Source organism: Shewanella sp. 8A (assembly GCF_023475945.1).
GTDB classification, from domain to species: domain Bacteria; phylum Pseudomonadota; class Gammaproteobacteria; order Enterobacterales; family Shewanellaceae; genus Shewanella; species Shewanella xiamenensis.
Genome location: NZ_JAMDJP010000024.1, coordinates 1 through 12,025 on the forward strand (window position 1 = coordinate 1; position 12,025 = coordinate 12,025).

Consider the following 12,025-nt stretch of genomic DNA (forward strand, 5'->3'; position numbering starts at 1 on the left):
TATGAGACCGCATCTGAGTTTAAATATGGCAACGCCCAATCAGGTGCACAATAGAAAAGGCCAGCTACTGGAGCTGGCCTAAAAACTGTCAACCTATCTTAGGACGGGACACACTTACTTAATTCATCACTTACTTAATTGACTATATTAACTGGCTATATTAACGGACTATAGCGTGCTTGAAATTCAAGCTAAGTCGCTGTAAGTACATCCTCGCTTAAGCTAAGATGACGCCACTTATGGATTTTTACTCACAGGGAGCACACTCATCGCAATGAATGCAGACACCTTGGCGTACCTCAATCAGTATCAATTAACCTCAGTGATGAACCTTACTAAATGGCGTAAGCTTGAGCAGGCACTCCATGAGGCACCAGAGTTTGTGCCCCATGTGCGTTATAAGCTGCTGGAGGATGAAGGGCCAACCCCAGGTTTTACGCCAGTGTGGTGGGACGAGTTACTCGCTATTTGCGAGAGGATTGAGTGGCTTGAAATTGATCCGCTGAACAGAGAGCACCGCGGCAGATTGCTGCCGGAAAAGACCACGGATTTTACAGATTATATTGAGGCGCAACTGCATAAGTATCGGCTTCCCTACAGTAAAGAAGCTCAAGGGATCAGGATTTGGGGCTATCTACGCCCCGATGCAACTATGCCTGTATTTGTTATTGCGGCTGGTGGCGAGACGATAAAGGAAGCGTAAGCAAATTCAGACGACAGATAAAAAACGGGGCGCTAATTGATTAGCGCCCCGCTAAGGATTACAGCACGATATAAAGTGGCCAGCCGAGTAGACCGACGAGTCCTTCTTTATGCTCGAATCTTTCTAAACGCTCAGGTGAGGCGTCATTGAGCAGCAGCTCACGGTAGCTTTTTGCAAAATGCAGTGTTCGCAGCAATGCTGGCGCAAAGTTTTTCCCCAAATCTTTACCGATAGTCTCGGCCAGCTCCGCGGGGAGTTCCGCCAAGGCTTTTTGGGTTTGCTGCTCGATATACTCAAGGCTAAACCATTCGTCCTGCAAGCTGATTTTGGCAATGCGCTTTTTCAAATCTTGTCTGACTTTGGCATTATCAAACAACATCCGATACAGCACGGCTTCGGCCAATACGCTCTCTAGATTTAAGAAATCCAAAGGATCGTAGCTGGTTTGGGCATAAAATTGGGCTATGAGCGCCGCAATCGATTGCTGACGTTGGTGCTCGACTAATGCATCCTGATAGGCCTCATATCCAAGCCACTCTTCGGCGTCTGGTGGCGTAGAGACTTGTTCCAGTAGAAATTTATCTACATCACCATAGAGTGATTTGCCATTGACCAGCTTATGTTTGCTCACCACGCTAAGCATGCTCCAGCCCTTTTGGAAGCATTTGACCACACCATCTGCGGTGAGCAATAAACGCAATGCCTGTTGTTGATCTTTATTCGATAGTTCCATTAACCCGAGACTAACGACGCCAATCACATCGTGCGCCGCTTGTTCCAGTAAGTGCATCTTGTACTTGTTGTAGAACTTATCTGCCAATTTGAGGCTCATCAAAATGGCTTTAGATTTGATTTGTGCGAGCTGCTCACCGCTAAGGGTGTTGTCTGCTTGGCCTTTGGCCAACACCTTACTCAGGTATGGGCCTTGGTCTAAATCACGCAGTACCAGTTGCATCTAGGGATCCTTAATCTAAAAAGCTAAACATATCATCCACTTCTGCGTATTCATCCGTGACTTGGTTTTTCTCTTTGGCTTGGATAACTAATTCATTAACGAATTTGTTAATGATCATTTCCCAGCCAGAGCTTTCGTTACGCAGCAGGTTTTTAATGGCTTTTTCTACATCGGGTGCCAGCTCATGGATTAATGCCATCAGACTACGTGGGTCATCTAGGCTTAAGCTATGGGCTTCTTCGCTGGCGACGCGGCTGTCATAGCCGACGGTATCAGTATCTTCTTCATCGTCATAATAATCGTTGAAGTGGTCTTCATCGTCGTGGCGTTCGCCCAGCATCATCTCGATAAAAGGGATAGACAGATAGAAGAGGCCGGCGGGATCTTCGGCAATGCACTCTAAAATAGCGGTTTGCTTTTCTTCGCTATCTTGAATACGAATTAAATAAGTTAAAAAATCAAAGGTATGCTGAATGAGTTCTTCGGCATTGTTTTTGATTTTTTCTTCCCAATACAAAGGTTGCTGACAGACGATGTCGCGAATTTGCTCAGGTGTCATCAGCTCCGACATAATTGACGGGCAGGAGATATCGTGGTGACTGTTGATTTGCGTCAGTGTCACAATATCCATTTTTTCAATGACTTCGACTAATTGCTCATCGTTCATTGTGGTGGCGATGAGTTCGAAACGTTTACTGGCCTGTTTTGGCTCGACATCGGCGAGCTCTTTAATCTCGGCAACGGTTATCTCAATGAGACTGGTGTTCATTAGCGGTCCTCATCATCGTACTGATCGTAGTAGCCATCTTCCTCTTCGCCGTCATCATCGTCGTCATCGGAATAGTCGGCGTAATCACTGTCTTCGTCTTCAAAATCATCAGCGCTGCGTTTAGGGGCTGGCGTACTTTTGCCTTGGTTTTCCAATAAGTACAGTACTGCGCAGCTTTCAATCAGTAAATCCTCTGAGTAAGCACGCACCGCTAGCACTAATGGCAAATCGGCATTGTTAAAGCCGATTGTGACCTTAAACTCATCCCACTCAGGTTGCGTTGCCGTATTGATCCAATGGGCCCATTTGAGCTTGGCATCACTTGGAAATTTGACTCGGCCATACAGTGCAACCGGCAAATACTCGGGTACCGACTCGAGCATTTTAGGATCGGCTTGTAATACTTTTTTGATTTGACTGGTAAATTGTTCCAGTGCCTTGGGGGTATCCGGGTCATCATAGGACTCGATATTGTCGTAGGCATTGGTCTTAAGCTCATTAATGCGTGAGATATTCAGTTTTTTGGCCATGGGCTTGTCTCGAAATAAAGCGCGGAAATAATTTATTCGGCGTAGAAAGTGCGGATTTAACCGCTCGTTAATTCGGCGCTAAAAATAAAATATTAAGGGTAGAACTGATCCCATAATTCACGCATTGCGCCATTGGGGTCGGTCACTATCACATTGTTGAAATCTCGGATAAACGCATTTCTAAGCTTCGGATCGGACAAGACTTCATACGCTTTTTTGACGCGTTCAAGTTGCTGTGACGCTTGCTCTTTTTCGTCATCAGAGGCACCTAACAACTTATCAGGATGATACTTGTTTGAGAGCCGACGATAGGCTTTTTTAATGTCGTCTTCTTTGGCGCTAGGTTTGATACCAAGCACACTAAAGTGGTTAATCATATTTGTACCTGCAGGCGATGGATTGGTATCGCAAGATAAAGCTTGAGTGCTGATTATCTGCCAATTTGTGGAATTATGATTAGTCAGCGACGGATCATAGCAGAAATGCGTGTTGGGCGGCAAACGACTATGGCTGCATTTAGAGCGAAAAATGAATACTAAACTGGGGTTTGTGAAGATCGGCAACCGCAAAGGCAATCGGCAATAAGTGGCTAAGACGAAGTTGGTACAAATATCAGCTAACACTGCAATTTTTCTACGAGTTAATGCCTCCGTTTTTATCAGTCATTTCAGGATGTAACTAAACTAATTCGATAAACGATTCGAGTAAATCAAGCCAAACTCAGTACGATAAATTTCGGACATAAAAAAACCAGCTGATGCTGGTCTGGTCGTTATCATTGTTAAATTGGTTGCGGGAGCTGGATTTGAACCGACGATCTTCGCCTGTTGTTTATAAAGGGTTGAGCCCGACAAGCTAGCATGGTGAAACTCAGTACGATAAATTTCGGACACAAAAAAACCAGCTGATGCTGGTCTGGTCGTTATCATTGTTAAATTGGTTGCGGGAGCCGGATTTGAACCAACGACCTTCGCCTGTTGTTTATAAGGGGCTGAGCCCGACGAGCTAGCATGGTGAAACTCAGTACGATAAATTTCGTACACAAAAAACCAGCTGATGCTGGTCTGGTCGTTATCATTGTTAAATTGGTTGCGGGAGCTGGATTTGAACCAACGACCTTCGGGTTATGAGCCCGACGAGCTACCATGCTGCTCCATCCCGCGTCCGATTAACGCTGTTGATCACTGTTTTAATTCTGTCATCTTAGAATTGGTTGCGGGAGCCGGATTTGAACCGACGACCTTCGGGTTATGAGCCCGACGAGCTACCATGCTGCTCCATCCCGCGTCCGAGTAACGCTGCTGATAACTGTTTTAATTCTGTCATCTTAGAATTTGTTGCGGGAGCCGGATTTGAACCGACGACCTTCGCCGTTGTTTATAAAGAGTTGAGCCCGACGAGCTGTTTCTTTTTATAAACGTATACATCTAAATTGGTTGCGGGAGCCGGATTTGAACCGACGACCTTCGGGTTATGAGCCCGACGAGCTACCATGCTGCTCCATCCCGCGTCCGATATCTATCTGTATTACTTATATTTGCTTTAAATGGTTGCGGGAGCTGGATTTGAACCAACGACCTTCGGGTTATGAGCCCGACGAGCTACCATGCTGCTCCATCCCGCGTCCGTCTTCAAAGCGGGGCAGACTATAACGGCAGCGCTGTGGCATTGCAAGGAGGAATTCTAAAAAAGCGGACGAATGCTTAAATATAAAGCGTAGTGCGGGGAATTTACCCAGTATTGACCTTGATATCGGATTTTAATGGGTTAAATGTGGATTAACTACCTGACTAAATCGAGTTTTGGCTAATAACTGTTTATCTTTTATGTGGCTTCGCAGGTATAATGTCGGTTTGATTTTGACTGCGTATTGATTATCCCATGCTTAATTTTTTTGCTGCCGCCCCTAAGGGCTTTGAATATAGCTTAGCCCAAGAACTGACAGAATTTGGTGCGACCGAGATTAAAGAAAGTGTAGCCGGTGTCTATTTTACCGCGCCTCTGGCTTTAGCCTATCGCATTACCCTGTGGACGCGTTTAGCCAGCCGTATTGTACTGGTAATCTATAAGGGCCCCTGTGAGTCGGCGGAGCAATTATATAATGCAGCCTACTGCATTGATTGGTCAGCACATTTCTCTAATCGAAACACCTTTAGTATCGATTTCCATGGCACGGGTGGTTTTATTAACAATACCCAGTTTGGTGCGCTAAAGATTAAAGATGCGATTGTTGACCGTTTCCGTGATGACGGTGATGCCCGTCCAAACGTCGCCCGTATCGATGCCGACATTAAAGTTGATGCCCATTTTCGCAATGGGGTCATTACCATTGCGATGAATTTTTCTGGCCCATCACTGCACCAACGTGGTTACCGTTCAACCACGGGTGAAGCGCCTTTAAAAGAAAATCTCGCGGCGAATATGCTAGTTCGCAGTGGCTGGAAAGCCGCGCCGACTACCTTACTCGATCCCTTCTGCGGCAGTGGTACAGTGTTGATTGAAGCGGCTTTGATGGCCGCCGATATTGCTCCAGGTTTACAACGCAGCCGTTTTGGTTTCGAACATTGGCGTCGTCACGATAAGGCCACTTGGCACGAAATTGTCGAAGAAGCTAAAGCGCGTGCATCGTTAGGAGTAAAGCGCTGCGAAGTGAAGTTCTATGGCTCGGATATCGACTCACGCTTAGTGGCGTTAGCAAAACGCAACGCGCAAAATGCAGGCGTACTTGAACTGATTGAGTTTAACGTAGCGAATGCGCTGAATGTTGAGCCGCCAGCCGCTGAAGGTTACCTCATCACTAACCCTCCTTACGGGGAGCGTTTAGGCAGTGTGTCTGAGCTGTTGCAGCTGTACTATCAATTAGGCGATAAATTCAAAAAAGAATTTGGTGGCTGGAAAGTGGCCATGCTGTGTAGCGATATCGAGCTTATCTCGGCATTGAAACTCAAAGCCGATAAACAGATGAAAATGTTTAACGGTGCGTTAGAGTGCGCTTTTAACTTATACACGCTTCACGCACAGAGTACTCGCCGCGATACGCCAGTGTTGCCAGAGGGTGTCGATATTGCCGATATCGCGCCTGCTTTTGCTAACCGTATAAAGAAAAACGCTAAGCAATTTGAGAAGTGGGCCCAAAAAGAGGGGATTGATAGTTATCGCCTCTATGATGCTGACATTCCTGAATATAATGTCGCAGTCGATAAGTATCTTGATTATGTTGTGGTACAAGAATACATGGCACCAGCCAGTATTCCTGAGGCCGTCACTAAACGTCGTTTAAGTGATGTGCTGCTGGCTTTGCCTGCGGCCATTGGCGTTAATCCACACAAAATCATTATGAAGACCCGCGAGCGTCAAAAGGGTACTAACCAATATCAAAAGTTGGATGAACGTAAGTTAGAGCTTACCACGACTGAATATGGCGCTAAATTTAAGCTAAACCTGACGGGTTATTTAGATACTGGGCTGTTCCTCGATCATCGATTAACTCGCCGTTTAGTGGGGCAAAAATCTAAGGGCCGCCGGGTACTGAATTTGTTCTCTTACACAGGTTCTGCCTCAGTGCATGCTGCATTAGGCGGCGCAAAGTCGGTCACGACGGTTGATATGTCAAACACATACCTTGCTTGGGCGAAAGAGAACTTTGCCCTTAATAATTTGTCTGGCAAGCAATATGAATTTGTTCAGGCTGACTGTTTGCAGTGGATCCGCGATTGTAACGAACAATACGATTTAATTTTTATCGATCCGCCTACCTTCTCCAACTCCAAGCGCATGGAAGATTCTTTCGATGTGCAACGTGATCATGTGAATTTACTCGGTATGCTAATCAAGCTGTTAAGTCCAAACGGTGAATTGGTGTTCTCCAACAATAAGCGCAAGTTTAAGATGGACACTGAAACTTTAACCAAAATGAAAATTAAGGTGCAAAACATCGACGACATGACGTTGCCGCTGGATTACAAACGTAATCCTCATATCCATAACACCTGGTTAATTACCCATGCAGATAAATAATGCATTGCAGGCAAGCTATGTGTTGTATCACACCGAAGGTTGCCATTTATGCGAACTGGCGGCGGCATTATTAAATGCCGCCGAGGTGCCTTTTACGGCCATCGATATTTGCGATGATGAAACCCTAGCAGAGCGTTATGGCGTGTCGATTCCTGTGGTTAAAGCCCTGGACGAGCGTTATTTAAGTTGGCCCTTTGATGCCACGCAATTACAAGAATTTTTAGGAGCTTAGTTTGAGTCTGGTTCGTATCAATAATGGCTCGTTAGCCTATGGTTACACCCCGCTATTACAGCATGCTGATTTTACTATTGAGCGCGGCGAGCGGGTCTGTATTGTTGGCCGTAACGGTGCAGGCAAGTCGAGTCTATTAAAGATTTTATCCGGCGATGTGCTGCTCGATGAAGGTGAATTTAACATCGATGGTAGCGTCACGGTCAGTCGGTTACAGCAAGATCCACCTAAAGCTGAGCAGGGTACGGTTTACGCTTACATTGCTGCAGGTTTAAAAGAAGTAGGTGAAGCTCTAGAGCAATACCATCAATTATCCCACGATGTCGCTTTTGCTGAGCCTGAGCAAATGGAGCGCATGCTCAATCAAATGCAAAAGTTGCAGGAGACGTTAGACCACCATAATGGTTGGCAACTTGACTCGCGGATCAATCAAAATTGTGAGCTTTTGGGGTTAGATCCCGATAAATCTTTAAGTGAATTATCTGGGGGTTGGCAACGTAAAGTGGCACTTGCCCGTGCGTTAGTCAGCGCGCCAGATTTATTGCTACTCGATGAGCCAACCAACCACCTCGATATTGATACTATTGAGTGGCTCGAAAAATTCCTGCTGGATTTCCAAGGCGCCATCGTGTTTATCAGCCACGACAGGGGCTTTATTGCTCGCATGGCCACGCGGATTGTGGATTTAGATCGCGGTGTCGTGACTTCATGGCCCGGTAATTATCAAGCCTATCTTGATGGTAAACAAGAATGGCTGCGGGTCGAGGCTGAGAAAAACGCATTATTTGATAAGCGCTTAGCCGAAGAAGAAGTCTGGATCCGCCAAGGTGTTAAGGCGCGTCGCACCCGTAACGAAGGCCGTGTGCGTGCGTTAAAAGCCTTGCGTCAAGAACGCAGTGAGCGCTTGAATCGTCAGGGTAATGCCAAAATGGCGGTGGCCGATACTGAGCGTTCTGGTAAATTGGTCTTTGATGTGAAGGACTTAAACTATAATTTACCTGATAAAAATCTGGTCAAAAACTTCAATACCACAGTGATGCGTGGTGATCGTATTGCGCTTATCGGCCCCAACGGCTGTGGTAAATCGACCTTAATTAAATTATTGATTGAGAAGTTACAACCTCAATCGGGTGAAGTGAAAGTCGGTACTAAGCTCGAAATCGCCTACTTTGACCAATACCGTGAAGCACTGGATCCTGAGCAAACTGTTGAAGATAACGTGGGTGAGGGTAAAAAGACCATTACTATCAATGGTCAAGATCGCCATATTTTAAGTTATTTGCAGGATTTCTTGTTCTCACCAATGCGTGCCAGAACGCCGGTAAAGGCGCTATCAGGCGGAGAGAAAAACCGTTTATTACTGGCGAAGTTACTCATTCGTCCCGCAAACCTTATCATTCTGGACGAACCAACAAACGATCTTGATATTGAGACCCTAGAATTGCTAGAGTCGCTGCTGACTGAATATGAAGGCACGTTATTGCTGGTCAGCCATGACCGGGCGTTTATCGATAATACCGTGACAAGCAGTTGGTGGTATGCTGGTAATGGTCACTGGACTGAGTATGTTGGCGGTTACCAGGATGCTATCGATCAAGGTGCAAAGTTTTATTCTGAGGAACCTAGTCAAGCAAACACGGTCGAAGCTCCTGCGACGGCAAAAAACGCTGAGGTTAAAGTGGCTGAGCCTGCCAAAGCCGCAAAAAAACTGTCCTATAAATTACAGCGTGAGTTAGAGGCAATGCCAGAGTTGATGGAGAAATTAGAGGCCGAAATCCTCGATTTACAAACCACAGTGGCAAGCCCAGATTTTTATAGTCAGACGCAGGATAAAATCAATCAGGTATTGAGCTTGTTAGCGGATAAAGAAAAGCAATTGGAAGTTTGCTTCGAGCGATGGGAAGAGCTTGAGTCACTGAAGTAAACCAATAATAAAAATGGGAATTGAATTAATGAAGTTAAAGTTGGATAAAGCCCTGTCCTTGGTTGCCTTAGGTGTCCTTGGCGTATTGCACAGTGCCCATGCTGCACCAGTCTATGAAATTGTTAACATTGATAATTATGATCTACCACTTGCAGACACCCTCCAAGGTACGCGTAATGGCTACGCTTTAGGTGTTAATGGCAACGATGAACTGGTCGGTATCGCCAAAGGCAAGAAAAAACTCAGTACATCCGATGTTGAAGGTGGTGTGATTGATGTTGAAGATGGTATTGCCTCAGAGGAAACTATCACCTATTCAATTACAGCGGCCATTATTGCGAATAACTTTGCCTTTATCGCTGCGCAAAATGGTGCCACTGGTGCGTGGAAGCCAACCTTTGACAGCATCAATGGTACCACGCCACCAAGTGATTCTTCGGTTGTGAATTCAGTTGATACTTTTTACTACGGCATCAATGATGCGGGTGTGAAAGTTGGCAGCATGACTGCCCCTGAAAAGAAGACAGAAAATACTGCAACCACAGATAATGCAACCGACTATTGGTATTATCGCGATTATGAGTACCGTGGTGTTGCCAAAGTGGGTGACATCGAGATCCCATTACCACCTCCTTATACTCAATATGTTAAGGATGATAAGACTGTAGAGCTCGGTGGTTGGTCTGCGGCAACGGCAGTTAACAATAATAACTTAGTGGTGGGTTATGCCAGCACTAATATCAGCAAGTATGGTGGTGATCGGGTTGCTTACTGTTTAGGTACTGATAACACTTTGCCATTAGATGTGTGTATTCAGCGTGAGCAATATCCTAATGCTCAAGGCACGCGTAACATCCAGTACCAAACCCGTGCTTATGTTTGGCAATTAGATAATGGCACTGCTACTGGCACTGAGTTACCGCTAGGATTAACTCCCGCCAGTGACAATACATTGACATTTACTGCACAGGCATTAGGCGTGAATAACGACGGAGTGGTGGCTGGTCGCTCACATGTTTACCGTAACGGTAATACCGATAGATTACGTCAAGATGCGGCCTATTGGACCAAAGATGCAGAGGGTAAATATCAATACCATTGGATCCCAATGGGAGACTCAATTTTGAGCTCTATTGCCTACGATGCAAACGACAATGGAATTGTTGTGGGGAGCTATCGTAGTTATATCCAAGGCTACCAACGCGATAAATTCTTCTATTTTGATATTAATACCCCAGATGTACCTTATGTGACGCCTAATGATTTTGCTGCGACAACCACAGATCTATCTAGCAAAGCTAAAGATATCAATAACAAAGATCAAGTCGTTGGTTATATTGAGACCACCTATGATAAAGAAAAGCCACGCCCTAAGGCAGGCTTCCTGTATGAGAAATCAACGGGTGAATTCAATAACCTCAATAATTTGCTGACCTGTGAATCTAAAGGTTTTGAAAAGGGGGCTGATGGTAATTGGGCTCGCCATAAGGTTGAAGTTAAGGATGGAACAGGCAAGGTATTAAGCTATAACAGTGATATTCTCATTGTCGAAGCTGCCAGTATAAATGAAGAGGGTACTATTGTTGGTACTGCATTCATTCGCAAGCCTTCATACCAACTCGATAAAGATGGCAACATTATTGTTGGTGAAAATGGCCTACCTCTGTTTGAACTCAGCGGTAATGGTGACCCTGTGACAGCGTATATTCCACGTATGGTTGTGCTTAAACCTACCACTAACGGTGAAGCATGTACCGTAGATGAAAGTACTGATACGGGGAATTATGAACGTAAAGGTGCAGCATCTTTCGCGTGGTTATTAGCCTTACCCTTAGTTTGGTTACGTCGTCGGGTTCGCTAGTTTTTAAGCTTGAATTCAGACTAAAAAAATCGAGGCAAAATGCCTCGATTTTTTTTAATCATGATCTCAATAGTTTAATAAATAGTCGATAAAATGAACGATTTTTTGATTGATCTCGGCGCTGAAAAGCACTATTCCTATGGGTGAAGCTGTTGCTTCTATTTCACGTAGAACAGAGGACGCTTGCATGAAAAGACAAAAACGAGATCGTTTAGACAGAGCTTTTTCAAAAGGATTCCAAGCTGGTGTTGGTGGACGCTCTAAGGAGCTCTGTCCTTATGCAAATCTTGATTCGCGGTCACAGTGGTTAGGTGGTTGGCGTGAAGGTGTGGATGGCCGAGTTAATGGGCTATTTAATAAATAATGGCGTTTTGCTCATTAATTAAATAGCCCAGAACAAACAGAGTAATGCAGCATAATTGCCCTCAGATGAGGGCATTTTTGTCTCTATTGAATATTGCCGGGTAAAGCAGGTTAGAAGGTCGAAGTATCGCTAAATACACCGACTTTAAGGTCGGTTGCACTGTAAATTTGACGTCCATCTACTTCAAGGATGGCATCTGCAATACCCATTACTAATTTACGGTGGATGGTACGTTTGATATTGAGCTTATAAGTGACCTTTTTCGCGCCGGGTAATACTTGACCTGTAAACTTCACTTCACCCACACCTAAAGCGCGACCTTTGCCTTCTGCACCTTCCCAGCCTAGGTAAAAACCAACCAGTTGCCACATGGCATCTAAGCCTAAGCAACCCGGCATAACTGGGTCAGTGATAAAGTGGCAGTCAAAAAACCATAATTCTGGCTTAATGTCGAGTTCGGCAACAATTTCACCTTTTCCAAACTCACCACCGTTGTCATTGATGGTGATGATCCTGTCGATCATCAGCATGTTGTCTACGGGGAGGCGAGGGGAGTTTGGACCAAATAATTTCCCATGGCCACAGGCGATAAGTTCTTCTTTGTTGAAACTGTTTGCTTTATTCATTGTTTTACTACTCCAGCAATAAGAGCGCCAAGATTAGCGAACAC

11 protein-coding genes and 4 tRNA genes are annotated in these 12,025 nt (G+C 45.2%); 6 read left to right on the top strand and 9 right to left on the bottom strand.

Features of this window, described 5'->3' with window-relative positions:
• Window positions 1-274: 274 nt before the first annotated feature.
• Window positions 275-703, top strand: coding sequence for a DUF6678 family protein (locus M0413_RS16550; protein WP_088585754.1), 429 nt, complete (start codon window positions 275-277; stop codon window positions 701-703).
• 58 nt (window positions 704-761) lie between these two features.
• On the opposite strand, the gene atcC is transcribed toward M0413_RS16550, so the two are convergent.
• From atcC to M0413_RS16590, 8 genes are all read right to left on the bottom strand, one after another.
• On the bottom strand, window positions 762-1,658 hold the full coding sequence (gene atcC, locus M0413_RS16555; RefSeq protein ID WP_249554954.1) for a cold adaptation protein AtcC: 897 nt from the start codon (window positions 1,656-1,658) through the stop codon (window positions 762-764).
• 10 nt (window positions 1,659-1,668) lie between these two features.
• Window positions 1,669-2,427 (bottom strand): cold adaptation protein AtcB, encoded by a 759-nt coding sequence (gene atcB / locus M0413_RS16560; RefSeq protein ID WP_023265328.1) that lies wholly within the window; start codon window positions 2,425-2,427, stop codon window positions 1,669-1,671.
• A complete protein-coding gene (gene atcA, locus M0413_RS16565; protein WP_144345858.1) occupies window positions 2,427-2,957 on the bottom strand; it encodes a cold adaptation protein AtcA in 531 nt (176 codons plus the stop codon). The genes atcB and atcA overlap by 1 nt, the downstream gene beginning before the upstream one ends.
• 92 nt (window positions 2,958-3,049) lie before the next feature.
• On the bottom strand, window positions 3,050-3,334 hold the full coding sequence (gene atcJ / locus M0413_RS16570; protein WP_037417359.1) for a cold adaptation protein ActJcold adaptation protein ActJ: 285 nt from the start codon (window positions 3,332-3,334) through the stop codon (window positions 3,050-3,052).
• Between the two features lie 709 nt (window positions 3,335-4,043).
• Window positions 4,044-4,120: transfer RNA gene (locus M0413_RS16575), tRNA-Met, on the bottom strand.
• A gap of 47 nt (window positions 4,121-4,167) precedes the next feature.
• Window positions 4,168-4,244: transfer RNA gene (locus M0413_RS16580), tRNA-Met, on the bottom strand.
• A gap of 146 nt (window positions 4,245-4,390) precedes the next feature.
• A tRNA-Met gene (locus M0413_RS16585) sits at window positions 4,391-4,467 on the bottom strand.
• A 37-nt stretch (window positions 4,468-4,504) separates the two neighbouring features.
• Window positions 4,505-4,581: transfer RNA gene (locus M0413_RS16590), tRNA-Met, on the bottom strand.
• A 257-nt stretch (window positions 4,582-4,838) separates the two neighbouring features.
• Between M0413_RS16590 and rlmKL the strand changes: the two genes are divergently transcribed.
• From rlmKL to rmf, 5 genes are all read left to right on the top strand, one after another.
• The gene (gene rlmKL, locus M0413_RS16595) at window positions 4,839-6,974 is read left to right on the top strand and encodes a bifunctional 23S rRNA (guanine(2069)-N(7))-methyltransferase RlmK/23S rRNA (guanine(2445)-N(2))-methyltransferase RlmL (RefSeq protein WP_249554956.1); all 2,136 of its coding nucleotides are present in this window, start codon (window positions 4,839-4,841) and stop codon (window positions 6,972-6,974) included.
• Window positions 6,961-7,206, top strand: a complete 246-nt coding sequence (locus M0413_RS16600; RefSeq protein WP_037417366.1) for a glutaredoxin family protein — start codon at window positions 6,961-6,963, stop codon at window positions 7,204-7,206. Before rlmKL ends, M0413_RS16600 begins: the two co-directional genes overlap by 14 nt.
• A gap of 1 nt (window position 7,207) precedes the next feature.
• Window positions 7,208-9,130, top strand: coding sequence for an ABC transporter ATP-binding protein (locus M0413_RS16605; protein WP_037417369.1), 1,923 nt, complete (start codon window positions 7,208-7,210; stop codon window positions 9,128-9,130).
• Window positions 9,131-9,158: 28 nt separating this feature from the next.
• Window positions 9,159-10,991, top strand: a complete 1,833-nt coding sequence (locus M0413_RS16610; protein WP_249554958.1) for a DUF3466 family protein — start codon at window positions 9,159-9,161, stop codon at window positions 10,989-10,991.
• Window positions 10,992-11,178: 187 nt separating this feature from the next.
• Entirely contained in the window at window positions 11,179-11,355 is a 177-nt protein-coding gene (gene rmf / locus M0413_RS16615; RefSeq protein WP_006082074.1) for a ribosome modulation factor, read from the top strand.
• A gap of 110 nt (window positions 11,356-11,465) precedes the next feature.
• On the opposite strand, the gene fabA is transcribed toward rmf, so the two are convergent.
• Window positions 11,466-11,981, bottom strand: coding sequence for a bifunctional 3-hydroxydecanoyl-ACP dehydratase/trans-2-decenoyl-ACP isomerase (gene fabA / locus M0413_RS16620; protein WP_011071970.1), 516 nt, complete (start codon window positions 11,979-11,981; stop codon window positions 11,466-11,468).
• Window positions 11,982-12,025: the final 44 nt, after the last annotated feature.